Genomic DNA, 25,090 nt, shown 5'->3' with positions numbered 1-25,090 from the left:
GAGCCTGCGGCGCGCTGCCCCTTTCCTCTCGTATTGGGGCCGCCCGCTTGCGGCCCGGCAAAGCCGGTTCAGCGGGGACTACCAGCAGGGGCCGCGGGACTGGCTTCGCCAGACCGCAGGCGCCGCCCCCTTGAGGGGGGAACAAGCTACACGAAGTGAGCTTGGACAGGGGTGTACCTATTTCACCGCCCCCTTGAGGGGGGAACAGGCTACACGCAGTGAGCCTGGACAGGGGTGAATTCTTAACCATGCGTAAGCTATTGGTCATTAATCCAAACACGTCGACTTCGGTCAGCGCCTTGCTGCAGACCCACGTACAAGCCGCCGCCGGGCTGCACGTGCAGGTGCGCACCGTCACCGCGCGCTTCGGCGCGCCCTATATCTCGGATGAAGCCAGTTACGCCGTCGCCTCTCACGCCACGCTGGACGCCTGGGCCGCTGCGCTGGCCGGCACAGGTGAAACGGGTGGCGCACCAGAAACACCTGACGCGGTGCTGATCGGCTGCTTTGGCGACCCAGGCCTGCTGGCGTTGCGCGAAAGCAGCCCGGTGCCGGTCACCGGCCTGGCCGAGGCGGCGTTTATCGAGGCGGCGCGCCACGGACGCTTTGCCATCGTCACCGGGGGCGAGCGCTGGGGGCCGATGCTGCAGCGGCTGGCCCAGGCGCTGGGCCATGCGCCTTCGCTGGCCGGCATCCACACCGTTGCCCCGACCGGTGCACAGCTTGCGGCCGACCCTGCCGCCGCGCGCACCCTGCTCGCCCAGGCCTGCCGCGACGCGGTGCGCCAGCTGGGCGCGCAGGCCGTCATTCTGGGTGGTGCAGGCCTGGCAGGCATGGCCGCGACCCTGCAACCCGGGGTGAGCGTGCCGCTGATCGACAGCGTGCTGGCCGGCGCCCACTGGGCCCTGCGCAGCCATGCACCGCCACCGCAGCGCAGCCAGCCGGGCTTCGACGTGCCGTGGGAGAAACTCTCGCCGGAGCTCACTGCTTTGGGGCTTTAAGGCTGTAGCCCAACAGGAACGGGCGCAAGCAGCTATATATTTCATAGCAGCCGGTCATTTCAAGCGTAGTGGCGCATATCAGGCGAGGCAGGGAACGCTATTAAATTTATAGCTGATCGCGCTTGCCTATATTGGTCTGGCGGCCTGAAACATCTCAAAACCGCCTTCAGTGCAAGGGCATCGCGCGCACGCGCAAAGCGAGCCTTCTGGGGTCAGGGAGATTGCACCCGGCCTGCACCAATACCCCGCAAAGCCTAAAATGGCTCAGTGACTCCCAAAAACATCCTGAATGCCGACCTGCACTGCCACTCTGTGGTGTCAGACGGCACGCTGACACCGGAGGCACTGGCTGAACGGGCCAAGGCCAACGGGGTCGAACTCTGGGCCCTGACAGACCACGACGAAATAGGCGGCCAGCACCGTGCCGCCGCCGCTGCCAAAGCGCAGGGCATGCACTACCTCACGGGCACCGAGGTGTCCGTGACCTTCGCGGGGCAAACGGTCCACATTGTTGGCCTGGGCTTCGACGCCAACGACCCTGCGATGCAACAAGGCCTGCGCAATACGCGCGGCGGCCGTGAACAGCGAGCCATGGAGATGTCGGACTCGCTGGCCAAGGTCGGCATCATGGGTGCTTACGAAGGTGCATTGAAGTTTGTCGGCAACCCCGAGCTCATTTCACGCACACACTTTGCCCGCTTCCTGGTGGAATCCGGCGTGTGCCGCGAAACACCTGAGGTCTTTCGCAAATACCTGACCGAAGGCAAGCCCGGCTATGTGCCCCACCGCTGGGCCAACCTGCGCGACGCCGTCACCTGGATCACCGGGGCCAAGGGCATTGCCGTGATTGCGCACCCGGGCCGCTACAAGTTCACCCCCAACGAGGAATACGCCTTGTTCACCGAGTTCAAGTCCCATGGCGGGCGTGGCGTGGAGGTTGTCACCGGCAGCCACACGCCGCAGGAATACCTCAAATACGCCGAAACGGCGAAAGAGTTCGGCCTGGCCGCTTCGCGCGGCAGCGACTTCCACAGCCCCGACGAAAGCCACACCGACCTGGGTACCCTGCCATTCCTGCCTGGCGAACTGACACCGGTGTGGGAGCTGCTGGTGGACCGCATCCAGTGATGGCCGGCCCCGCGAGAAAAACCTCTCCTGCCCTGACCGGCATTGCGCTTCTGGTAGCCGCCATGGCCTGCTTCGCCGCGCTGGACACCACCACCAAACGGATATCGCTGAGCGTGCCCATCCTGATGGCGCTGTGGTTTCGCTATGCGTTCCAGGCCGTGGCCACGACCGTGGTGATGCTTCCTGCGCGCGGGCGAACGCTGTTTCGAACGGCGCATCCCAGGTTCCAGCTTTTACGCGGCGTACTGCTGCTGACCAGCAGCGGGTTGGCGTTTTTCAGCCTCAAATACATGCCCGTGGGCGAGTTCACGGCCATCATCATGATCACGCCGCTGGTCATCACCCTGCTGGCATCGCTACAGCTGGGTGAGCGCGTACCGGCGTTGCGCTGGGGGCTGGTCCTGGGAGGCTTTGCCGGTGCGCTGATCATCATCCGGCCGGGAAGCTCCGGCTTTGACTGGACGCTGCTGCTACCACTGAGCCTGGTGGTGTCCAATGCCTGGTTCCAGATTTTGACCAGCCGCCTGGCCCGTACCGAAGACCCGGCGACCATGCACTTCTACACCGGCTGGGTGGGCACGCTCATCGCCTCGCTGGCCCTTCCCTTTGTCTGGATTTCGCTGGATTCCTGGGTGCTTTGGGCCTGCCTGTGCCTGATGGGCTTCCTCGGAGCCGTCGGGCACTTCATGATGATTCTTGCCTATGCGCGAACCACTGCATCAACCCTGACGCCGTTCCTTTACGCCCAAATCGGTTTTGCCATGCTGGGCGGATGGCTGATCTTTTCCCATGTTCCGGATCAGTGGTCGCTGCTCGGCATTGCCATGATTACCGTGTGCGGAGCCACTGGCGCCTGGCTTGCGGTACGCGAGAGCCGCATCATCATTGAACCCACCGAATCCTGAACCCCAAGCCGGCGGCAAACCTGTATGGCACAGTTTTTTGAAGTTCACCCCGAAAACCCGCACACCCGCCTGCTCAAGCAGGCGGTGGCGCTGCTTGAACGCGGCGGCATTGTGGCCGTGCCAACCGACTCCAGCTATGCGCTGGTATGCCACCTTGACGACAAGACCGCGGCCGACAGCCTGCGCCGTATTCGCGGCGTCGACGACAAGCATCACCTCACCCTGCTCTGCCGCGACCTGAGCGAGCTGGCGAACTACGCGCGGGTGGACAACAAACAATTCCGGCTGCTCAAGGCCGCCACGCCAGGGCCCTACACCTTCATCCTCGAAGCCAGCAAGGAAGTGCCGCGCCGCGTGAGCCACCCGTCGCGCAAGACCATAGGGCTGCGCGTGCCCGAACACAAGGTGCTGCAGGCACTGCTGGAGCTGCATGGCGCGCCGCTGCTGGCCACCACGCTGATCCCCCGGGACGGCACCGTGCCGTTGAACGACGCACACGAAATCCGCGAGCTGCTGGAGCATGAGCTGGCTGCCGTGATCGATGCAGGCGCCTGCCACCAGGAGCCGACCACGGTGATCGACCTGACGGCCATGGGCGACGGCGGCGAGCCTGTCGTGGTGCGGCAGGGCCGGGGCGAGCTGGCCGTGCTGGGTCTTTAGCGAGCCAAACGGGATTCTGGTCACATGCCGCTCCTTCCCCTTCAAGCAGGGGCCGCGGAACCGGCTTTGCCGGGCCGCAGGCGCAGCGGCCCCCTTCGGGGGGCAGGGAGCTACACGAAGTGAGCGACCGTGGGGGTCATAATTCGGCATGGATATCGCCAACCTGATTCAAACCGTCGCCATCTACGCGCTGCCGGTGCTGTTCGCCATTACCGTGCACGAAGCTGCGCATGGGTATGTGGCTCGCTATTTCGGTGACAACACCGCCTGGATGCTGGGCCGTGTCACGCTGAACCCCGTAAAGCACATCGACCCCCTCGGCACCATCGTCATGCCGCTGCTGCTGTATTTCGCCACCTCAGGCACCTTTCTGTTCGGCTACGCAAAACCGGTACCCGTCAATTTCGGAAATTTGCGCAAACCCAAACGCGACATGATCTGGGTCGCACTTGCGGGCCCCGCCGCCAACTTCATACAGGTCGTACTTTGGGCCGTGTTGTATGCGGTACTGGTCAACGCCGGTGTCCAGGAGCCGTTTTTCCTGGTCATGTGCCAGGCTGGCGTACTGGTCAATCTCGTGATGTGGGCCTTCAATCTTTTTCCTTTGCCTCCGCTTGATGGCGGCCGCATCCTGGTGGGCCTGCTGCCGTGGAAGCAGGCTCAGTTTGTCGCCCGCCTCGAACCATGGGGATTTTTCATCGTCATGGGGCTCGTTCTCCTTGGCATCGTCAGCGCTTACTGGCTCTGGCCACTGGTGGTGCTGGGATACAGCTTGCTGGATCTGATCAACCTCCCCATTTCATTGCCCCCAAGATTGTCATGAATACACCGTCCCCCACCCGTTTCCTCACCGGCATCACCACCACCGGTACGCCCCACCTGGGCAACTATGTCGGCTCGATCCGGCCGTCGGTCCAGGCCAGCTTTCGCGACGATGTCCGCAGCTTTTACTTCCTGGCCGACTACCACGCACTGATCAAATGCGATGAACCCGCGCGCATCCAGCAGTCCACACTCGAGATCGCGGCGAGCTGGCTGGCCGCCGGGCTGGACCCGGAGCGCGTGACGTTCTATCGCCAGTCCGATATCCCGGAAATCCCTGAGCTCACCTGGCTGCTGACCTGCGTCACGGGCAAGGGCGTGCTCAACCGTGCCCATGCCTACAAGGCCTCTGTCGACAAGAACGAGGCGGCCGGCAACGACCCTGACGCTGACGTCACCGCCGGCCTCTTCATGTACCCGGTGCTGATGGGCGCGGACATCCTGCTGTTCAAGACGCACAAGGTGCCGGTGGGGCGCGACCAGATCCAGCACATCGAAATGGCGCGCGACATGGCGCAGCGCTACAACCACCTGTACGGTGAGCACCTGGTGCTGCCCGAAGCGGTGGTGGAGGAATCAGTCGCGCTGCTGCCCGGGCTGGATGGACGCAAGATGAGCAAGAGCTACGACAACACGATTCCGCTTTTCACCCCACGCGAGCAGATGCGCAAGCTGATCGCCGGCATCCTCACCGATTCACGCGCACCGGGCGAACCCAAGGAAGTCGAGGGCTCGGCGCTGTTCCAGATTTACCAGGCCTTTGCGAGCGCGGACGAAACCCAGGCCCTGCGCAAGGCCTATGCCGAAGGCATTGCCTGGGGCGATGCCAAACAGCTGCTGTTCGAGCGCATTGACCGTGAAGTAGTGCCCATGCGCGAGCGATACCACGACCTCATCAGCGACCCGGCAAAGATCGAGGCGACCTTGCAGGCGGGTGCGCAGAAGGCGCGCGCGGAGGCCACGCCTTTCATGGGCGAGTTGCGTCGCGCCGTTGGCTTGCGCAACCTCGCGATAAAACCGGCTGGCACGTCGAAAGGGAAGTCAGTCAAAAGTGTTGCTCCGGCCTTCAAGCAATACCGTGAGAAGGACGGCCAGTTCTATTTCAAGCTGCAGGACGCTGATGCCAAGGTGCTTTTGCAGAGCCATGGCTTTGAATCTCCCCGTGAAGCCGCGCTGATAATTTCCACCCTGCAGAACGAAGGGGCCGGCGCGCTTGCTGCACTGCAAGATAAGCTTCAAATCTTGCCCGGTATCGAGGCAGCCGAGGTGGAAACAGCGCTACGTTTCTTTGCACCTGTAACTCCCTGAGTTGCGGTATTAAGCAATTTGGGCCAGGGGCTTTGATCATGCGCGGCGGCCTTCGACAGAATCACATTGGTACGAAAGACTTATTCATTGTTGTTTTAGGGTATTACCACCCTGAAAAAATACCGCAATTTCAAGTTTATTAGTGCCCCAAAGTTGACATTCACCAGTTATGCTCGATAGCTGACAGGAACGATACTTCAGACGTGAACTAATGAGTATTTTTGTAATAGATGACCATCCGCTGATGCGCGAAGCGGTTGTCATGTTGATTCGCCGCCTTAGCAGCAAAGCCACTGTGACCGAGCTGGACCGGCTCGCCGCGGTAATGCCTGCCGTGCAGCAACACGGTGTCCCCGAACTCATCTGCCTCGACTTGAGGTTGCCTGACACCAATGGTGTTTCGGGCGTGCGTGAGCTCAAACACCAATTCCCCAATGTGCCGCTGGTAGTGCTGTCGGCCGCGCCGGCCCAGGACTACGAGGACTTGTCCATCGAGGCAGGTGCCGATGCCTACATCCAGAAGTCTGCGGGGGCCACCGAGATATCGAACGTCCTGCGCGTCTTCCTGAGTGAAGAACTCGACCCGGAGCCATCCACCCCAACGGAAAAACTGTCCAAGCGGCAAAAGCAGTTGCTGGTCATGCTCGACAAGGGCATGAGCAATCGCGACATCGCCGAAGAGCTGCAGATCAGCGAGCACACGGTGAAAGTGCATTTGTGGCGGCTGTTCCGGCGCCTGAATGTCAAGAGCCGCTCGCAGGCCAGCCACCTGGCGCGCACCCAGGGCTTGCTCTAGCAACACCGGGCAACACTGGGCCGGGTAACACTGGGCCAGGTCACTGGCCCGGCGTGCGCAACTCCACCCAGAAGACGCTGCCACGCCCGCTCCTGGAGGCAAGCCTCACAGGATGCCCCAGCGCCTCACTCAGGCGCGAAACGATGGCCAGGCCCAACCCAAAACCTTCTTCGGTACCCTGCAGGGGAATCCGGTAGAACTCCTGAAAGATCGCCTTCTGGTGCTCTTTCGCGATGCCCACACCGGTGTCCCATATCTCGATGCATGGCACCCCGCGCCGCCGGCGCACAGCCAGCAGCACACCGCCTCGATGCGTGTTGCGCAGTGCGTTCGACAACAGGTTGCCGACCAGCCGCTGAAGCAGCACGGGGTCGGACCTTACCTGCCCCGCCGCAGGGCGAATCCTGAGGCGCAGGTTTCGCTCCCGCGCGAAGGGCGCGTATTGCGCCTCCAGATCCTGCACCAGCCCCGCCAGGTCTACGGCCTGCAGGTTGACCCGCAGTGGGCTGGACTCCAGCCCCGCCAGGTCGAAGAGGGAGTTGAACAGGTCGTTGACCGCCTTGGTGGACCGGACGATCTTGGGTGCTATCTGCGCTACGAATTCTGGCTCGGCAGCCAGCCAGCCGGCGTACAGGTCCAGGGCATGCACCGGCTGACGCAGGTCATGCGCGGCGCTGGCGATAAAACGGTTCTTGATCTCGATGGCCTCAAGGGCGGCACGGCTTTTTTCAGTCAACGATCTGATCAGTTCGGAGTTGTCGTACTGCAGTTCGAGGTTGGCACGCTGCACCTGGTGAAAGCGCTGGCCCGACACGCGAATGACCACCCAGTAAATCACGATCAGCACCACCATACCCCAGGTATTGAACGTGGAAGAAATTCCTCTTTCCAGCATCAGCTGGTAGAAAAATACCGTCAGGGTGGAAATGCCCAGGCCGTTCACATAGCCTTTGAAGCAGGGGAGCCAGGAGGAAAAGGTGCCCACCGCAAACCCGGCCATTCCGACCAGGACGATCATGCCGAGGAACTGGTCATACACGGGCGCTTTGAGGAAGTACACAAACATCGACGCCCCCCAGACCATGGCACTCATGGGCCACGTCCACGTGTAGCGCGCCATGAATGCGCGCAACGCAGGGCCGCTGACGCCCAGCAGCGAACGCTGGTAAATGCCGATGACGCGGTACCGCACCAGGGTCACCAGCGTCGCCGCCGTTGCCCAGATGCCCAGACTGAGCAGGTCTACATGGCGGTAAAGAATCACCACCATGGACACGATCAGGACCAGTGCGGAATGCAGGGCCGGGCGGGCATACCGCATGAAGATATGGATCAACCGCATTTCCACCCAATCCTCGCGCGAGATATCTGGCGCGCCCTGGATAGGCCGGATCGCTGTGGGGTGGTCCATGGAATGCGAGTTTACGTCGCATCCGGGGCCGCAATGCCATCCGCGGCGCACGCCTGTTGCGTTGCGGTCTAGGGACTTACGCTCAGTTAAAAGTCACGCCGGCCCAACGCACGCGGCCAAGCACGGAAAAATCCCGGTCTGTACTTTCGTAGCCCTGGATGTCAAACGGTTCATACGCCGGGTTGTAGCTGCTGACGCGCAATATCTTCCCGGGCAGGCGCTGCAGTTTTTTGACCAGCAAGGCGCCGTCAAGCCGTACCATGTGCACGCCCTCTGTCAGGGCATCGCGATCCCGCAAGTCAGTCAGCACTGCGTCCCTGGAATGCAGCCACGGCTCCATGGAGGCGCCCGCCACCGTGGACATGACAATGTCGTTATGGTCAATGCCCAGGTCATACCGGATGAACTGCACATCAAAGGGACGCATCGCCACGACCGACCCAAGGTCGTTGAATACGTCCCGGCCCGGCGAAGCGCGGAGGTCAAACAGGGGCGCATAGACAAACGTGCCGGTCTCGACCGCGCGCACGTCGCGCGCCACTGCCGCAGCAGCCCGGGTTTCGTCTGGAGCTTCCCGGCCCAGTAGCTGCCCGGGCGTCAACCGGTATTCCCTGGCGAGTACTTCCAGCTCGAACGCATCCGGCAGGCTGTCGCCACGCTCTATGTTCCAGATGGTGTTGCGGTGAACCCCGACCGTGGCCGCAACCTCATTGATTTCCCTTGTGCCCCGGGCCATGCGGCAGCGCTGGCCAAACTGGCGCATGAAAACCGACCTGGCTTCGGTTCGCACAGACCTGGCACTCGCCTTGTCGACGGCTGCTGCGGCCTCATGCAGGTACCACGCAACGGGCTCTTCTGCCTTGACCGGCGCTGCGGCGGTAAAGGAATAGTGCTGGAGCTTGCCAGATGAGCCAGACCCCCCCACCCCTGACGCTGCTTCTTTTGTGTTCATGAACACTATTTTGTTCCTCCAAGCACAAAATGAGCAAACATAACACTCATTTAATTGGTAAAAAATACAATAAAAGTAGCACAAATTGAAACAGGCAGAAAAAAATGTTTGACTTGGCTTGTTTTGTGCTCAGAATATTAGATATGAGCACAATTAAATCGACACCCGCACAGGAAGATATGCACCCCGCCGATGTCATTGCTGCCCTCCGCAAACGCGGTACCAGTCTTCGAAAAATTGCCATGGAAAACGGTTACAGCCACATACAACGCGTGCTGACCAGCCCCTGGCTGGCGGCCGAGCAGCTCGTGGCACGCGCCCTCGACAAAAGGCCCGAGGATCTCTGGCCGTCGCGTTACCTCAATCCCGCCAGCCGGGCGCTGGCCTTTCAGCAGACGCGCAAGATCACGGTCACCATGCCGCACCAGCGCAATCAGGCTCAGCGCAAACTGGCACATGAGCTGACCGCCAACAACGCTCTCACGGATGGACCTCCGTACTCCCAACCGTAAACATCATCAGAGCGCCTGAGCGAGATCGCGACCAATCATGGGCGACCTTATCACCCACGATGTACGTGCCCTGTGGTTGCGGTTGCGCGCCACCGGTGGCTGGTGGACGCTGGCCTCGCTTCATCCTCACTGGAAACCCACGTATGAACCCAACGATGTCCAGCAAGCCATGGACATGCTGGAAGCGGGCGGCTTTGTGGAAAGCCGCCACCAGACCAGCCGGCTGAGCTACAGCGTCACCCCGGATTGCCAAACTCTGCCCGGCCTTGAGCCTGACCAGGAACCTGCCACCCTCGCGGTGACCAAATGGTCCGATTGGCCCATCCGCCGATGGGTTGACTGGCAGGCAGCCAGAAATGAATTCATCGAAAGACGAATGGCCGGTGCCGCGCTACGGCGGCCACCTCATCCACACCGACACGACATCCAGTCAACCCGATCACAAAGGAATCACATGCTGCTATCCAGCACCGGAATCAAGTTACGCGTTCATCTACGTACCCACGACGGTGAAAACGTCTTTGTCGAACTGGAAAACGAAGACATCGAGAAAGCGGCAATGGCCAAAGCCAGCGTGACCGAAGCCGAAGTTCATCCCATCAGGATGATGTGCGTTGAATTTGTGCAGGCGATGACCAGCCCATTAAACAGCGGTGACCGCCTGAAAGCGTAACCGTAGCCTGGAAGGCCTTCCGTCCTTCGCCGGTGCTGCCCTGAGGGGGCCACCGACGCCGTTGCGGCAGCCGCTCCTCCTGGGCGCAGCGGCAGTGACAGTCACCAGCACTGCGCATCCGTGCCGCCAACGTGAGCAGCAGCAAATCCATAAACCCACAGCAGCATGAGCGCATGGAACGGTTTCATGGCGCCGGCCTTGTCACATATAGTGACATGTGTTCCTGCAAACATCTCCTCTAATTGAAGGATGTGATGTTCATCGAAATATAGGAAAGTGCACAGGTAAAGCGTGGTCGGTGCAATATGGCGTGATTTTTTGCACCAATTACTTACTACAGGTCCGCACTGCTACGCTTCAGTGGGCCTCCATGAAATGTCCCATTTGAAGAGGGTACGTCATGTCACAAAAATTTCCTGACGCAGACAGCACGACCAACCGCATCAGCCTGACTAATCCGCGCGTCGTGGAGTCGTGGTGCTCCGAGTTGAAATGCACAGAGTATGAATTGCGCGTGGCGGTCTATGCGGTAGGCAGCGAACCCGACGAGATCCGCAGTTATTTTCATCGCAGCAAGGACACCTGCCAGCAATGATTGCGAGCTGAGGTTTAGCCGTCAGTATCGGGAGCCATCCCAGGCTTCTGCCGGCTGGTCATGTATCCCGGCCTCCATTCTGCGAAACGCGAGGCGATGCTCAACATCCTCGCACCACCGCTGAAATGCCTCGGGAGTCGGCGCAGGTCCAACTCCCTTTTGAAAGGCCGCCATCTTTTGCATAAACGCCATATAACGCCGCGTGCGCTCGAGCTCTTCATGCTGCTCAACTCTCACAGCGGCGCGTAGCGTTTCCATAATTCTGGAGTTAGCCATACGCCCTCTTGGGCAGTTAAGAAAACACGGATCGGGCGTGAACTTTCCTGGAAACGTCAATAGGGCAGCAAGCTGGAAATTGTTAAGAATTTTTAATATCCATGGGGGTAGCGCTTGCGTTAGAAGTTAGAAGCGCGGCCCGGCAGAGTCGGGTTTTCTTCACGGCCTGTTCCTCTCCGCGCAAATCAGGGAACCGCCTGCATTCTCGAAAAGAACACATGCATGAGGTCCGTAAACGCGTCCGCCGGTATGGCGTCTGTTCGGTGCGCATCCAGTTCGGCAATGTGCTCGAGCTCCATGGGAAGCGCTTCAAGCGCCGCCATGGAAATGCCTTTGAAAATGCGTTCCCTTGTCGTCGTGATATAGACGATTCGGCAATTGTGGTGCCGCTTGTCGGTAGCGATGCTCACATACTTCTGAAGCACCGCTTGCTCCGGGCCTTCAATTATTTGTGCAAACACGCCTCCGCCATAAACAAGAAGGCCCGTGATGCCAAGAGGCGGGTTATTTTTCCCCGCGCTCTTCAAAACGCCATTGATCGCATCCTCGTTGATGCCATCTGCGGCATCACTGATGTAGAGCAGTCTGATCATGAGGCCGTGTCCTTGAGTTGAACTTTCAGCAGGCTGGAAGCATGCGTTCCATCGCATGAGGAGCCAGAGCGCTTCAGCATACGACGAAGCCAGACGCAAAGCAAAGTTAGCCACTCATGGAATTCATCAAAACGGTGATGTTCGGGTGTTGACCGCAAAACAAATGCGCGCAATCAATGCAGAATCAACAGTAACGGCACGACGAATGGATATTCGCACTCCGGAATGAAAAGTGGATGTGTGGATCTGCCGCAAAGTGCGCCGGTGTTTCCGCGATTTTGTTGCCTCGACTCCCAGCCAGGTGGCCAGCTTCTCGGCGTAGTGATAGCGCTTGCTGGCGCTGGCCCGCCTTGGATACTTGGGCTCGCTCTCTTCCGACCGCAGGTGCTTCTTTATTGTGTTGCGAGCCAGGCCTGTACGCCTTGAGATCTCGCGGATGGACATCTGATCTCGCAATGCCCAACGCCTGATGACATTCAATGTCGCCACGTCTATCACTCCTAATTTCTCCTGCTTTTAAAACAAGCAGGGTAGTGCCTACGTGGGTCAGTTTTGGATGGAAATTACTGCGCTAAGTGGGTCAGATTTCGATGGAATTCAACAGGTAGACATACGAACTAGCGCATGCGCGTAAACGATCGTAGTTAAAGAGCATGCCTTGGGGCGAGTCTAGCTGGACCATAATTATTCGCGCGGCTACTTTCCCTTATATGGGGTGAAAACATGGGGTGAAACGCAAGCCTCAGAAACGAAAAAACCCTTAAAAATCAAAGATCTTTAAGGGCCTTGCGTATCTGGCGGAGAGGGTGGCCTACGGCATAGGTCTTCCAACGACCTGACGGGTACGCTTTGCCAATACGGTACTCGAAACCGTACTGCATAGGTGTCGCCTAATGTCTCGCGGTATCCTCCACCAGTCGCGTTCGATCTGTAAGTCAATCTGTAGCGACGGAAGATCAAATGGCCAGAAAACTAAATCGACTATCCGCCTTAGAAGTCAAGAACGCCCAGCCGGGAGATACGCCAAATACGCCCAAGCTAATCGCTGACGGCGGTGGGTTGTACCTGCAAGTGACGCCGCAAGGATCGAAATCGTTCCTTTTTCGCTACACCTTCAATAGCAGGCCGCAGACCATTGGCCTAGGGGCAATCCACACCGTCGGCCTCGCAGAGGCTCGCCAATTGGCCCACACGTATCGTGCGATGGTCCTGAACGGAACAGACCCTAAGGTCGAGCGCGAACGCCAAAAAGTGGACAAAAAAACTGTCGCGAGCCCAAACTTTCAGTGGTGCGCGGAACAATACATCGAGGCCCACAAGGACGACTGGACAAACGACAAGCACGCCCACCAATGGCATCAGTCACTGCAAGATTATGTATATCCCAAAATCGGCCCCCTGCCCGTGCGAGATATAGACGTCCACCACGTGATGGGTGTTTTGAAGCCGATTTGGGCCACAAAAACCGAGACCGCAACGCGAATCCGCGGCCGAATCGAGCGCATTTTAGGGTGGGCAGCAATAAGCGGTTACCGCAGCGGGGAGAACCCAGCTCGCTGGCAGGCATACCTAAGTGAGCTGTTGCCGAAGCCGAGGAAAGTGACGCAAGTAAAGCACCATTCCGCCGTTCCCCACCGTGAGATTGCAGCCTTTTTGGTCAAGCTACGAGCGCAGCCAGATGGCGTAAGCGCGAGAGCGTTGGAATTCCTGACCTTGACCGCGATGCGTACAGGAGAAGTCATCGGCGCCCGATGGTCAGAATTCGACCTAGATTTGAAAGTATGGAACGTCCCGGCCGAGCGCATGAAGGCCAAGCGCCCGCATGCCGTGCCTCTAAGCGACCAGGCAGTGAAAATCGTGAGAGACATCACACATCTACCCGACGAAGAGTTCGTTTTTCGGGGGGTCAAGCACGGCACGCACATCTCGAACATGGCAATGCTTCAGGTTATGCGCCGCATGAAGTTGGATCATGTCCCCCATGGCATGCGTTCGACGTTTCGCGACTGGGCGGCGGACATGACCGACTTTCCCCGCGAGCTGGCCGAAGCGGCTCTAGCGCACGTCGTTGGTGACAAGACTGAGGCGGCTTACCTTCGCTCCGACAGGCTCGACCGTCGCAGGGCCATGATGGATGCTTGGGCGGCCTACTGCATGGCCTCGCCCGCTTCGACAAAGGAAGCAGCAGCCACTTGATTTGGCGTGGGAAATGGGGATTTCTGCAAAGTGATTTAGCCGTCGCTAAGTGGCCGCAGGCGGTTAAACTGAAGCTGTCAAATCGCGATTTCGCACGCCGAACAGCCAGATTTGTCCAAGCGCCAACAGCGCAGCCAGACGCGAACTGAGGCCTACCCCTCACGGCTCGCAGACTCGAATCCTTCCCTCCTTCAGTTTTTGGATTCCACCAATCCCGGTGTGGCCGCCGCATGGACGTTTGTTTTTCAACTCAACCAGGAACAAGACCATGGCAACTTCAAAATCCGCAACTAAAACCGGCCTTCCCGAGGGCTTTGTCTCACCATTCAAGGTCGTGGCTCAAGCTAGCAGGCATGACTGTGGGCTAGCCGCAGTCGGAACTTTGACCGGTGTAAGCCTCGACGATGTCTGGGCGGCTGCCATCAAGATTGGACTGCCCAAGATCGGTCAGTACTACGTTACTGAAGAACATATAGCAAAACTCTTGATGCAGCTCGGGGGCCTCGTCGGCTCACGATGGAAGGAATTCACGTCGTTCGACGCAATGCCGGCAGTAGCTCTGCTATGGGTAGACGCTGACCCCAAAGACGCTGACGGCGTAACTGGCAGGACCATCGTCTTCCATCACGTGCGTGGAGTACCGGACCAGTATCCCTCGTTCAGCTACTGCCTAGACGGGTACACGGCAGATGTCGAGAAGCAGGTAATAACCGACTACAAGCGCTTCTCACCAAGTGCATATTTAGAAGTCACCCAGAAGGCTGGCAACGGCGGAAAGGCAAAGTAGATGCCGCCGGTCCATAGCAACCTCAACATCCGCCCAGCCGCAGTAGAGGGGCGAGTGACGGTGGCGCCTGCTGATCTGATTGGAGCCAATGTCAAGCACGTCATGGTGCACGACTCCAAGGCGATGCATTTGGCCGATGGAACCGTGCTGCAATGTTCTGGGGCGGTGGACATATGGACCGAAGACCACACCATCGTGCTTCGCTCCCAACTGCGGTACAGCCGCCCGCCCCTATCGTCAGTGGAAGCAGGCCAGCCATCGGCGGATGCTACGGTAACAATCTGCTCCCATGAGGAAGCAGATCGCCTTTCGAGCAGGCTAGGACCGCGCTGGCAGCCCCAGTTGATGGGAAGTCAGGTGATCGCAGCATTTGATCCAGTCGGAGCCGAAGTTTGCATGCGGTCCAATGTTGGGCAAGAAACATGGATCACCTATCGTCGGGACTTGGACGGTTCGTGGTTTACGGCGCGGAGCCCAGAGCCCTTTGTCGTGGACACCATCCGGCTTGCAGGTTGTGAAGATGCATTCGGCTGGCTGCTCCCGGCGGCGCCTTACAGCTTGCTTTGGGATGGTTGGTCATGGCAAACCTTGGCGTATGCGTGGTCGTGCATTAGCTCGACAAAGTTCGGCGCTGATCGGGATCAAATGTTCCGACGGTTGTACTGCACCAGGCTAATGCAGCACCCGAATCTGCTCAGACGCTTTATGGAACTTCGATACCACGTAGAGTGCCCGTCCAATCCGTGGCTGGCTGTTCAGTTGACGGCTTTGCAGTCTGAGGTGTTTCGGTGATGGCGGGTCTGCGTCTGCGGGAGGCGCTCAATGCTCAGGACGTCGGGTAACCATCGAGTCAGAGTGGCGGAGGGCCTTCAATGTGGGACAGCCTGCGAAAAATCTCCCTACGCTCGGCAGCCGATGCTCGCCCCAGTCTGAAGATAAGTTCTGCGAGGTCATCTTCAGGTGCGTAGAAGAACGCGGCTGAAACCCTAAGAACCTTTCCTAGGGCGATTGCCACGTTCGTGTCGGGTTTATGTACGCCAACTTCATAGCGGTTGATACGAGTACTAGCGACACCAGGATCAATACCAGCTTCAATGCCAAGTTGCTTCTGAGATAAGCCCGCAGCAAGGCGCGCCTGCTTCAGGCGCTCCCCCCACTTATTGACTGATTGAATCTCGCGGCTCATAGCTACGAGATTCGTAATATTTGTATGATTGCGATACTACGAATTACGTAGTGTCAAAACGAAACAACAGATGTCTGTGGCCGGCAACTCAAAAGATAGATGACCAAGAACTCCTCGTCGCAGTTCGCGCGACATCAACACTAACAAACAACAAGGGACGAAAATGATCCGACGAACCATCTTTATGGCGACCTGCTTAGTTATTGCTCTCGTCACCGGCTGTGCCGACAAGCCCCCGGGCTGTGGGGACTCGCAAGTGACAGACCGAATAAGTGCGGCTATACCGCGCGACGCAGTCGAACTCATCTCAAACAACATCAGAGCGGCTGGAAACTGGAAACGGCCCGGCGCGGAACGGTTGCGAGCCGAGTTAGACGCTTTCGGCGAGTCAATCAAAGTCCAGGTCAAGAGAATCGCCAGTGAGGGCTTCGACTCATCTGCCAGAAAGCACAGTTGCACTGCTGACGTTCATATCACCACTGCTAACGGATCAACCGAAACCCATCGGATGGCCTACACAGTTCAAGGCATGGTGGATGGAAAGGACTTCTTGCTCAACCTCTCCGGCTACGAGTTTGTTTTGGGTTCGATGGCAGGAGGGTTTAACAACTATCAGATGCGGGCAAGCGCGAAGGCGCCCACCAATAGTTGTGTTGAAGCCAAGATGGTCATCGCTAAGAAGGAAATGGACCAGGTCTTAGACCGCATGATGAAAGTGGCGGAAGCAAACAAAGAGGAATATCGGGGTCTCAATCCAGTGCAGGAACAAGAGTGGGAAGAGAAGAGCTTACGGAAAGCGCGCCAGGAATGCTCCTGACATCAACCATCTAAGGACGTACATATGAAATTACTCATTCGCCTTGCTGCCGTCTTCGCGCTTTCTTGCACTGCATCGGCCTCCTTCTCGCAGTCAGATACTTCATTCAAGCCCACCGGGTTGGAACAAATGAGCATTCCCGGTTCGAGCTGTACTGGCTTCTGGGAGACGCCCAGCTTCAAATGCATCCCGATCAAGATACCGGCTTACCTAGCCCGCGCCAAAGACGGCAGCCGCAAGGCCCTGGTCATCATCAACGGCAACGCTGGTGGCGTAGACCGGCGCCACGGCGACTATGCGAGATACCTCGCCGATCACAATATCAATGCCATGGTCCTCGACAGCTTTATGGCGCGAGGGCACAAGGGCGGCGTTACGTCCAATCTCAACCACTTCCGAAGCTTGGGGCTAGACGGCGTCAACATGACCATTGACGCATTGACAGTTGCCACCGACCTGAGTAGCCGTGCTGAATGGGCTGAGACAAATATCGGCTACCTCGGCGAAAGCATGTCTGGTTCATCGGCTATCGGTGTGACTCGCCCCTACATGGGGAGAATTGTCGAGCAACAATCCGGCGGCAAGCTCCGCGACTTTGACGCTGTGGTTGGTTTGTACGCACCCTGTTTCGAGAGGAACACCATCGAACGGTTTAAGAAGATACCGCTTCTCCTGGTGATGCCGGAAAAGGACGACGCCACACCGGCTGCACTCTGCAAGCGCCAAGTGGAATGGATGAATGCCCGTGGAGGGAATGCGCAGTATGTTGAGCTGGCGGATGAGCATCACGACTTTGACGGGCCGTGGGCGCTCAAACGTTTCACAAGCAACAATACCGCTGGATGCGCTAACACACGAATTGGCGACAAGTTCGTGATGGATGACAGCAAGAAGGAATTTCCAGGTACGCCCGAAGGGTACAACGCTATGCGCGAACAGTGCACCACGTCTGGTTTCAGCAGCGGCCACCGTGGCAAAGAACGCGTGGGTTATGACATCTGGCTTGCCTTCTTTCAGAACAAACTGCTGGGCCAACCCACGCGATAAGGCAGTGCGAGACGTGCTGGCTTTCGTCAAGCCCATCAAATGAGCCTCTGGCCGCCAGACCAGACGGCATCACACACCACACCGAGGGCTGCAGTTGCAGCCTTTTTTTTATTAACTTTGTTGCACGTCAGACCGAAAGGCTGGCGTGCTTTTCTATGGGAGAACGAAAAGTGAATTCTAAGAAACGTCCGAAAGTCCAGAAGGTCGATGCTGAATACTTCACGACCCTTCGTCGAGAAGGCAAGGCACTCTTTTCGCTGGGACAGGTTTCCGCAACTCCGGCGGTTCTGGCACATCTGGAAAAGTATGCGATTTATCCAAGCGCTTTGTTGGGCCCGCATTGCCATGGCGAATACGGGCAACTCGACGAGGAAGACCGCAAAGCCAACGACAACGCATTGATCCATGGCGGTCGAATCTTCTCTGTTTTTTTTGTTGAACATTCCAAGATTTATGTGATTTCTGACTCAGCAGATGGACAGGGTGTCAGGCATTCAACAACCATTCTTTTCGCGCGGGAGTACTGATATGACATTCGCGGGACATGTTGTAGCCGACTACACCAAATCTTGTCATGACTTCTAAAACTAAACAAAAGCAGTGCGCGTTAGTGGCGAGCTTGACTGAGGCTGCGCAAGCACACTCGACACGGCGCAGCTATGCACAGGACATAAAACATTTCAAGTCTTGTGGTTACAGGATACCCGCCACGCCTGAACAGGTTGCTGAGTACTTGGCGACACACGGGGGAGTGCTAGCTGTCGCGACACTCCAGCATCGCTTGATCGCAATCTGTCGAGCCCATGCCGACATAGGCATTGAAAGTCCTACGAAAGATAGAGTAGTAAAACGGACTATGCAGGGAATCAAGCGTACCTTCGGGGTTGCACAAAAACAGGCCCGGGCGCTTGTGAAGGATGACCTACTTGAACTTCTCGGGCCCTTGGCTAAGCAGAAGCCAACAAAGGCATCCCGTGACAGGGCATTAATTTTGGTGGGTTTCGCTGGTGCATTTCGACGAAGCGAGTTGGTGGCCCTATGCGTGTCAGATATGACTAGGCATCCCCACGGAATGGAGTTCTTGATTAGACATTCAAAGACAGATCAAGTATTCAAAGGAAGAACGGTCTTCGTGCCATGCGCAGATGTAGAAGAACGCTGCCCTGTTCGATCCCTTGAACATTGGCTTGATCTCGCAGGAATATCGGAAGGCCCTCTCTTTAGACCGATCAACCGTTACGGAGATTTGAATGGCAGTGCGGCCCTGACACCGCACTCAGTTGGAACCATTATCAAATCTGCAGTGGCCAACGCTAAAGGGAACGAGGTTGCGAAATTTTATTCAGGCCATAGTCTGAGGTCAGGATTTGTGACAACAGCCGCACTCATGGGCATGGAAACAAGTGCCATCATGGGTCAGACCGGTCATCAATCATTGGAAATGCTGTACAGATACATCCGCCCTGTGGAGAAGAGGAGGATCAAAAGCCTGCTCTAGGACACTAGTCCAGATTCAAAATGCGCCTGGAAGCGCCACAATCCTTGATAGTGGTGGCAAACTCTACAATTATTGTAGGGGGCCACCATGGCAAACACGGACAAAAAATACAGCACGGACAAGTCATCCTATCTCCAGAGCTCAGTGAGTAAACGCATTGAGGCTCTTTTTCTGAATAATATTGGACTTATCGTTACGCGAGAGCTAATTCAGAGGGCCGCGCGTGATCCCGTAACTGGGAAAGAACCGGAAAACTGGCATCAACGGCTTTCAGAGCTTCGAACCGACAAGGGCTACACAATCTTGTCCTGGCGAGACCTCAAAACATTGTCCCCAGAAGAGTACCTGATGCCCAGCAGTGAGCGCCGCCAATCTGCAGGACGAAGAGTATTACCAACCGCTGCTTGTTGGGGCGAAGTTCTAGCGAGGGCTAAAGACCGATGTGAATGGTCTGAAGACGGCCAAAGGTGCGGACTAAATAACGGTGTCATCGACCCGATTGGGGGAGGCACTGTCAAGTTGACGCCAGACCACGTTACCCCACACTCAATCAATCCCAATACAGACACCGGCGACGCGCTCCAATGGCAAGCTCTTTGCGGACGACATCAAGTCATGAAAAAAAACTACTGGGATTCCGCATCGGGAAAAATAAACGTGAGCGGTATCCTTCAATCCGTGGGTGTCGCACAAAAGCAAGAAGCTCTGGGCTTCCTCTTGAAGTATTTCAATAAAGAGCTCAAAGATGATTGAAGTGTGGGAGGCGCAAGATGTTTTCAACGCAATTGCGACCTTCAAAAAGCGCCATCACAGATGCAATTGCCTGATCCTGGATCCTTGGTACAACAAGGGGGTCGGTGGTGTGAGAGAGGACTATGACGATTTCATTGAAAAACTCCTGAGGGCTAGCTGTGCCATCGCTGAACACGTCTACCTTTGGGGGTTTCCCGAAATCATCGCCAGATTCATACAGAAGATACCTGACAGCCACCGCTTTACTGCATGGTTGACTTGGTATTACAAAAACAATCCGTCAGTTATACGAGGCTGGCGTTCAGCCCAAAACAGTTGCTTGCACATCAGCGTACCGGATGGCAAGTTATACCCAGAGCATTTCTTAAACGAAGCACAGCTAGCCAAGTTAAGTGAAGGAAAACTGAGGTACATGCCCGGACCACCTTCAGTGATTGAGGCTCCACTCAATATTGGATTTATAGGGAAGTCAGAGCAGCTCGGCCACCCATCGCATAAGCCCATGGCCGTGTACGAGCAGATCATTCGCATGGCCACTAAACCCGGAGACTTGGTTTTTGACCCAATGTGTGGAAGTGGGACAACTGCCACTGTATGCAGAGTGCTAGGCCGAAACGCAATACTGTCAGATGTAGAAAGCAGCTACATCCAAATGACCCGTTCTCGACTTCAAGACACGCGACTTGATGACGTCCTCATCAAGTCTCTGTCACGCAATGAAAAAAACCGTGAGAAGAAAACCTCCATATGAAGATGCCCCGTAGTGAAAGGGTTTCGGCATTTCACAAAGAATATGTCCAAACAAGCCAGCGGCTAATGCTGAGCACATTTAATCAAGTTGCCACACCGAATGAGATCTTAGATGCTGACGCCTTGAAAGAGAGTTGCCTGTTGATAAAGGGTGATAACTTAAGCGCGCTTTGCATGCTCTTGGAAAACGACCACAGCGGAATCGATTTTTGCTATATCGATCCGCCATACAACACTGGTCAAAATTTTGTATATAAAGACAAGTGGCCAGTGCAAGGCAACTCTATTTGGGGAGAGCATTTATCGTGGATGTCATTTATGCTTCCGCGGCTAATAGCCGCTAAGCACCTCCTCAAGGAGAAGGGTGTGATGGCAATTAGCATTGATGACTATGCGTATGCGCACCTAAAAATCTTGATGGACTCAGTCTTTGGAGAGGCTAATTTCATCGCAAACCTAGTTGTCTGCAGAAGTAAAAACGGCAAAGGGAGTCGTTCAGACGTCGCGGTCAACCATGAATACGTTCTTATTTTTGGGAAATCAAAAGACTCTCAATTAAGAGGTCTTCCAGAACTTGAATCTTCGGATTACTCAAAATCCGATAGTTTTGGACAGTACAAGGTCGATGGGATGTTTCGCAAAAAGGGGGATGCAAGTTTAAGAACTGACCGCCCAAACATGTACTACCCTCTGTATTACACGCCAGACGGAAAAGTTTCAGTTGAGCCAATAGCTGAGAATTCTTCCGTCGTTTATCCGCTGGATTCGAAAGGAATCGAACGCCGTTGGTTGTGGGGACCAGAAAAGGCTGCAGCGGAGTCATGGAAATTATATGCGTCGAAAAACGGAACTATCTATGTCAAAAACTACCATGTAATTGACAAGAGGATAAAGCTACGAAGTATTCTTGATTCACCAGGTTATCTAACCGATAAAGCGACTGTGGAACTCAAAGAGGTCTTCGGGGAGAAGATATTTGAAACTCCAAAACCGATATCGTTAGTTACGGACCTGGTAGATTGCTGTTCGCCTAAACAAGGAGTCGTCCTCGATTTTTTTGCCGGAACTGGAACGACAGCAGTCGCGGTGCACCAACTCAATGAACGTGAAAAAACCGAACGCAGGACCATCTTGGTGGAGCAAATGCTACCGATAGACGCGAGTCATGTTGCAGCAAAAAAAGGATATGAATTTACAAGCGACATCACGGAAGCGAGACTGCGTTATTCTGCAACCATAAGTTCATCATTTCGCTACAGATGCCTGACCCTCTGAACCTATAGTTGCTTCTGCGGTCGATTTCGCCCGTAAGAGTTGAAGAGCTCTTTTCGCTTTCTGCCGCTCCTTATTTGCCACCCCACCATATTCGCACTGCTCCTTAAACATAGCGTAAGCATCGGCCGGCGGCTTGCTGACAGTGATTCCTTCGAACGATTGAAATATGGAGTAGAGACTTTCGAAGCGAGCTTTGTCGGCCTCAAAACTCCACTTCCAAGCTGCCGATTGTTGTGCCTGTCTGCGCATAGTGAAGTCGTAGACCAGATTATTGATGACCTGGACTAAATTCAACAGATTCAACGAAATATTCTGAAGTTCATCAGCGCTAATTCTTATTGGTTTCTCGATGAGCTCGTTATGTTGTTTGAGACCAAGCTTAATTGCATTCTTGGATCCAAGCTTACCGAACCGATGAACAATGCAATGACGAAGCTGACAAATACGGTCATATTCGTTTATGTAGAGCTTAAATCTGTCGCCGAAGAATTCCACTCCCATAACGCTTCGCAGCAACGTTTCGACGTGCTCCTTGGAGATCAATGTCATCTCCTCCAGGAAGGCTTCAGCTAGCAATTCTTTTGAGTGATAACGAGCTGCTCCGTAGGTCAGCTTTTGATCCTCTGCCCTTTTCTCCACAAATTCGTCTGCAAATACAAGTCGCGTAGTTAGATTCCGCAGATAGCTTTCAACTGATGAGATGAATCCAAGTAGGACCAAACCATTTAGCTGAAAGTCGATCTCCGCAATAGACGGGACGTTCTCCGGCGGAGCAGCATTTTGCTCGGCTTCTTCAACGGCAGCAGCCGAAATATTTGGAGGCTGCTGTTGCGGGGGCATAGCTGAAGCTTGTAAATCCGCCTCAGCACCCAGAATCCCGTGGGGCACCTCCAGCTTTTGCTCTACGCCTAACTCGGCGCCGGGTGTTTCTGGTTGGGCTGTACTTGCCGAGGAATCCGAAGATTGCGCATACCCTGCAGCAGGTATTTCAGAAACTGCTATCGGATTCGAGGAGGTGTCTGAAGTGGGCTCCACCTCCTCAGCTATTGCTAGCAGATCGGCGATTTGATCTTCAGCGAGAGATTCATCCGCCTCAGCAATCGTTGTGGCTGCCGGGCCGCGAGATCGCGATAACACATTCAACAACTTGGTAGTAGCAATGAATTGATCAATAGGTGATTTTGATTCTTTTGGAGCCGAGCCATCAACCAAAGAGGTCGTCACGCAGGCTTGGAATCTGTCGTTGATGGCGCACACCTCAAGCTGCACTAGCTTCGGCTCAGTAAGTCCAGCCGGTCGGGAAACTTCCGCCTGAGTGGTGGCCTCAGGTGGCATGATGGATGGTGCAGATGTATTCATGAGAAATAGTCATCCACGTACCGTTGAGCTTTCGTGACGATCTCCATTGAACGCTTACGCCCAATTAGCCCGGGTGAACGTATTTCTAGCGTAGGGTTTTGTGTCGCGATGATGTCCCCAATAGTCGCGAATTTTTCTTCCTGTAGTGCAACTTTTTGACGGCGAGTGATTGGTAACTTTTCCACAGACAAAGCCATGCACTCTTCAAATAATGATTTGTGAGTTAGCTCTGCACCACACACATGGCAAAACTTTTGCGATTCTGTCAAACGGGAAGTCCCGCACTTCGAACATTTGGCGAGATCAAGTTTTAATACCGCCCCTTCGGTAAGTTTCTCAACACTTACACGTAACAATTGGAGTTTGCGTTCTCTTTCAATGAACTGTACTTGGCTTCTCGCCGAGAAGCCCGAGCCTAGCTGAAACGCACGGGCTTTTATGAGAGGCGCTATGTGAGGTATGAAACGGAGATATGTACGATCTTCGCCGTGCTTGACAGAAGTCATCGGGTACATAAAGCCAACCTCAACTAAGAAGCGCAACATCCTGCCGTGTAGTACAGAAACGTCTTTGGCGGGTATCCCAATTAACAAGTGTTTGCCATCATTCGGTGTAGATGGATCACGATTTCTTTCGGCAACGAACTCGACTATGTTCTTAAAAAGAATGTCGCCCGCTGCGATTACGGTAGCGAATTGAGGAACTTTTACTGCAAGCGATTCGTACTCCGCGCTCATTAGCTCTACTTGTTGCTCTATTACAAAGTTAACTCCTTGCTGAGCCGTGCTCCATTGAGTTTCTTTATACGTCCTAACCATACTCAGCAAAACTCGCGGCACACCAAATGCTGCATACTTCAAAAGATCAATCACTCCGTCAGGAAGTGCGGCTGCCTGATGGTCCCAGGCGTCCAACAACTGATTCATCGTTTCGTTGTATTGCGGATCTTCAATGCTGAGCCAAGCGTTGATCGCCTGCACATCGTGCCGTAAATGGAATCGCGGGCCATACTGCGATGTACCAGGATAGACTGAAGCCTTAGGTGACACGTGTTCAGTTTTGAGGTCTTGGAATATATTAAAAAATTCCACCAAATATTCTGGGGTCATTGAAAGAGCCGCATCGTCCAGAAGCAGGATGAGGCGTGTACGGCCAGTACTCTGGAGTACGGCCACCATCCAACTGTTCAATGAATCAACCGTGAGTCGCTCCGATATTCCTACTGCTGAGGGCATTCCTCGACTCTCAACAATTGACACGTAGTCAACCATGTCTTCATGGTCCTGTTGAAAATGACCTGCTAAAAGAGAATGAGCAAGTCCCTTCTCATGTCCAGTAGCTATTAAAAAGTCACACGCTGCAATGGCGATTTTTGCAACTACCCAACTATTGAATAGCAGCAAAGCTTCAGAGGTCTGTTTTAGAAGAGGCTCTAAGCGGACGTACCGACTAAACGAGCAATAGACTGCTGCGGGTTTCGAGATGTCGGATATGCATTGCTCGTAGACATAGCGCATTTGATGAGTCTTGCCTGTACCACGTGGGCCGACTAAGAGCTTGCCTCCTGCAGCAAGGAGTGCCTTACGGATGGAGGCATAGAAAGCATTGTCTACCGTCTTTCCCACCAATACTGCCGCGTCCAGCTCGTCAGCTCGCTCAATAAATTCGCCCTCGAAAGTGTCGGTCATGTGCATGCTCTAGTTATTGCTCAAGTGGGATACTATCAAGCTCTCCTCCCTTGGTGCCCGAATTCATCGAAATGGCACGAATCGGTACGCAAAACCGGCACA

General features: G+C 55.7%; 25 protein-coding genes and 1 pseudogene. 19 read left to right on the top strand and 7 right to left on the bottom strand.

Annotation, left to right across the window (positions count from 1 at the left end; genetic code table 11):
- Positions 1 to 248: 248 nt before the first annotated feature.
- From AC1DVV_RS00290 to AC1DVV_RS00260, 7 genes are all read left to right on the top strand, one after another.
- The gene (locus tag AC1DVV_RS00290) at positions 249 to 1,001 is read left to right on the top strand and encodes an aspartate/glutamate racemase family protein (RefSeq protein WP_457279558.1); all 753 of its coding nucleotides are present in this window, start codon (positions 249 to 251) and stop codon (positions 999 to 1,001) included.
- Positions 1,002 to 1,268: 267 nt separating this feature from the next.
- The gene (locus AC1DVV_RS00285) at positions 1,269 to 2,129 is read left to right on the top strand and encodes a 3',5'-nucleoside bisphosphate phosphatase (protein WP_477702675.1); all 861 of its coding nucleotides are present in this window, start codon (positions 1,269 to 1,271) and stop codon (positions 2,127 to 2,129) included.
- Positions 2,129 to 3,034, top strand: a complete 906-nt coding sequence (locus AC1DVV_RS00280; RefSeq protein WP_477702681.1) for a DMT family transporter — start codon at positions 2,129 to 2,131, stop codon at positions 3,032 to 3,034. Before AC1DVV_RS00285 ends, AC1DVV_RS00280 begins: the two co-directional genes overlap by 1 nt.
- 24 nt (positions 3,035 to 3,058) lie before the next feature.
- Positions 3,059 to 3,694, top strand: a complete 636-nt coding sequence (locus tag AC1DVV_RS00275) for an L-threonylcarbamoyladenylate synthase (protein ID WP_477702676.1) — start codon at positions 3,059 to 3,061, stop codon at positions 3,692 to 3,694.
- A gap of 148 nt (positions 3,695 to 3,842) precedes the next feature.
- Positions 3,843 to 4,517 carry a site-2 protease family protein gene (locus tag AC1DVV_RS00270; protein ID WP_477648057.1) on the top strand — a complete coding sequence of 225 codons (675 nt, stop codon included), beginning with the start codon at positions 3,843 to 3,845 and terminating at the stop codon, positions 4,515 to 4,517.
- Positions 4,514 to 5,824 carry a tryptophan--tRNA ligase gene (locus AC1DVV_RS00265; protein ID WP_477702677.1) on the top strand — a complete coding sequence of 437 codons (1,311 nt, stop codon included), beginning with the start codon at positions 4,514 to 4,516 and terminating at the stop codon, positions 5,822 to 5,824. Before AC1DVV_RS00270 ends, AC1DVV_RS00265 begins: the two co-directional genes overlap by 4 nt.
- Before the next feature lie 211 nt (positions 5,825 to 6,035).
- Positions 6,036 to 6,620: a response regulator transcription factor gene (locus AC1DVV_RS00260; RefSeq protein ID WP_457279564.1), complete on the top strand. Its 585-nt coding sequence runs from the start codon at positions 6,036 to 6,038 to the stop codon at positions 6,618 to 6,620.
- A 40-nt stretch (positions 6,621 to 6,660) separates the two neighbouring features.
- On the opposite strand, the gene AC1DVV_RS00255 is transcribed toward AC1DVV_RS00260, so the two are convergent.
- Entirely contained in the window at positions 6,661 to 8,031 is a 1,371-nt protein-coding gene (locus AC1DVV_RS00255) for a sensor histidine kinase (RefSeq protein WP_457279565.1), read from the bottom strand.
- An 82-nt stretch (positions 8,032 to 8,113) separates the two neighbouring features.
- Positions 8,114 to 8,983 (bottom strand): XRE family transcriptional regulator, encoded by an 870-nt coding sequence (locus tag AC1DVV_RS00250; protein ID WP_457279566.1) that lies wholly within the window; start codon positions 8,981 to 8,983, stop codon positions 8,114 to 8,116.
- A 143-nt stretch (positions 8,984 to 9,126) separates the two neighbouring features.
- On the opposite strand from AC1DVV_RS00250, the gene AC1DVV_RS00245 reads away from it, so the two are divergent.
- The 3 genes from AC1DVV_RS00245 to AC1DVV_RS00235 all read left to right on the top strand — a co-directional run bounded on the left by AC1DVV_RS00245 (position 9,127) and on the right by AC1DVV_RS00235 (position 10,763).
- Positions 9,127 to 9,495: a helix-turn-helix domain-containing protein gene (locus AC1DVV_RS00245; protein ID WP_457279567.1), complete on the top strand. Its 369-nt coding sequence runs from the start codon at positions 9,127 to 9,129 to the stop codon at positions 9,493 to 9,495.
- A 37-nt stretch (positions 9,496 to 9,532) separates the two neighbouring features.
- Complete coding sequence (locus tag AC1DVV_RS00240; RefSeq protein WP_477702678.1) at positions 9,533 to 10,168, top strand: hypothetical protein; 636 nt, start codon at positions 9,533 to 9,535, stop codon at positions 10,166 to 10,168.
- Positions 10,169 to 10,568: 400 nt separating this feature from the next.
- Positions 10,569 to 10,763, top strand: a complete 195-nt coding sequence (locus AC1DVV_RS00235; RefSeq protein WP_457279569.1) for a DUF3606 domain-containing protein — start codon at positions 10,569 to 10,571, stop codon at positions 10,761 to 10,763.
- A 461-nt stretch (positions 10,764 to 11,224) separates the two neighbouring features.
- Here the strand turns inward: AC1DVV_RS00235 and AC1DVV_RS00230 are convergent, their stop codons facing one another.
- The gene (locus tag AC1DVV_RS00230; protein WP_477666125.1) at positions 11,225 to 11,632 is read right to left on the bottom strand and encodes a BLUF domain-containing protein; all 408 of its coding nucleotides are present in this window, start codon (positions 11,630 to 11,632) and stop codon (positions 11,225 to 11,227) included.
- Positions 11,633 to 11,872: 240 nt separating this feature from the next.
- Positions 11,873 to 12,130: pseudogene (locus AC1DVV_RS00225) on the bottom strand (IS21 family transposase); the annotation flags it as partial.
- Positions 12,131 to 12,592: 462 nt separating this feature from the next.
- Between AC1DVV_RS00225 and AC1DVV_RS00220 the strand changes: the two are divergent.
- Both AC1DVV_RS00220 and AC1DVV_RS00215 read left to right on the top strand, forming a co-directional pair.
- The gene (locus tag AC1DVV_RS00220; RefSeq protein ID WP_477702861.1) at positions 12,593 to 13,828 is read left to right on the top strand and encodes a tyrosine-type recombinase/integrase; all 1,236 of its coding nucleotides are present in this window, start codon (positions 12,593 to 12,595) and stop codon (positions 13,826 to 13,828) included.
- Positions 13,829 to 14,096: 268 nt separating this feature from the next.
- Positions 14,097 to 14,615 carry a hypothetical protein gene (locus AC1DVV_RS00215; protein ID WP_477707081.1) on the top strand — a complete coding sequence of 173 codons (519 nt, stop codon included), beginning with the start codon at positions 14,097 to 14,099 and terminating at the stop codon, positions 14,613 to 14,615.
- A gap of 850 nt (positions 14,616 to 15,465) precedes the next feature.
- Here the strand turns inward: AC1DVV_RS00215 and AC1DVV_RS00210 are convergent.
- The gene (locus AC1DVV_RS00210) at positions 15,466 to 15,801 is read right to left on the bottom strand and encodes a helix-turn-helix domain-containing protein (protein WP_477702899.1); all 336 of its coding nucleotides are present in this window, start codon (positions 15,799 to 15,801) and stop codon (positions 15,466 to 15,468) included.
- Between the two features lie 163 nt (positions 15,802 to 15,964).
- On the opposite strand from AC1DVV_RS00210, the gene AC1DVV_RS00205 reads away from it, so the two are divergent.
- The 7 genes from AC1DVV_RS00205 (at position 15,965) to AC1DVV_RS00175 (ending at position 21,941) form a co-directional block, all read left to right on the top strand.
- A complete protein-coding gene (locus AC1DVV_RS00205; protein ID WP_477707080.1) occupies positions 15,965 to 16,618 on the top strand; it encodes a hypothetical protein in 654 nt (217 codons plus the stop codon).
- A gap of 24 nt (positions 16,619 to 16,642) precedes the next feature.
- On the top strand, positions 16,643 to 17,665 hold the full coding sequence (locus AC1DVV_RS00200; protein WP_477707079.1) for a dienelactone hydrolase family protein: 1,023 nt from the start codon (positions 16,643 to 16,645) through the stop codon (positions 17,663 to 17,665).
- A 155-nt stretch (positions 17,666 to 17,820) separates the two neighbouring features.
- Positions 17,821 to 18,192, top strand: a complete 372-nt coding sequence (locus tag AC1DVV_RS00195) for a hypothetical protein (protein WP_477707078.1) — start codon at positions 17,821 to 17,823, stop codon at positions 18,190 to 18,192.
- Between the two features lie 47 nt (positions 18,193 to 18,239).
- On the top strand, positions 18,240 to 19,163 hold the full coding sequence (locus AC1DVV_RS00190) for a site-specific integrase (protein WP_477707077.1): 924 nt from the start codon (positions 18,240 to 18,242) through the stop codon (positions 19,161 to 19,163).
- 87 nt (positions 19,164 to 19,250) lie between these two features.
- On the top strand, positions 19,251 to 19,916 hold the full coding sequence (locus AC1DVV_RS00185) for a hypothetical protein (RefSeq protein WP_477707076.1): 666 nt from the start codon (positions 19,251 to 19,253) through the stop codon (positions 19,914 to 19,916).
- Positions 19,909 to 20,667 carry a DNA methyltransferase gene (locus AC1DVV_RS00180; RefSeq protein WP_477707075.1) on the top strand — a complete coding sequence of 253 codons (759 nt, stop codon included), beginning with the start codon at positions 19,909 to 19,911 and terminating at the stop codon, positions 20,665 to 20,667. The genes AC1DVV_RS00185 and AC1DVV_RS00180 overlap by 8 nt, the downstream gene beginning before the upstream one ends.
- Entirely contained in the window at positions 20,664 to 21,941 is a 1,278-nt protein-coding gene (locus tag AC1DVV_RS00175) for a site-specific DNA-methyltransferase (protein ID WP_477707074.1), read from the top strand. The genes AC1DVV_RS00180 and AC1DVV_RS00175 overlap by 4 nt, the downstream gene beginning before the upstream one ends.
- Here the strand turns inward: AC1DVV_RS00175 and AC1DVV_RS00170 are convergent.
- The gene (locus AC1DVV_RS00170; protein WP_477707073.1) at positions 21,912 to 23,300 is read right to left on the bottom strand and encodes a hypothetical protein; all 1,389 of its coding nucleotides are present in this window, start codon (positions 23,298 to 23,300) and stop codon (positions 21,912 to 21,914) included. The genes AC1DVV_RS00175 and AC1DVV_RS00170 overlap by 30 nt on opposite strands.
- Positions 23,297 to 24,988 carry a zinc ribbon domain-containing protein gene (locus AC1DVV_RS00165; RefSeq protein WP_477707072.1) on the bottom strand — a complete coding sequence of 564 codons (1,692 nt, stop codon included), beginning with the start codon at positions 24,986 to 24,988 and terminating at the stop codon, positions 23,297 to 23,299. The genes AC1DVV_RS00170 and AC1DVV_RS00165 overlap by 4 nt, the downstream gene beginning before the upstream one ends.
- Between the last annotated feature and the right edge of the window lie 102 nt (positions 24,989 to 25,090).

The organism is Polaromonas sp. P3_B4, assembly GCF_056402835.1.
This window is presented reverse-complemented; position numbering and strand designations above follow the sequence as displayed.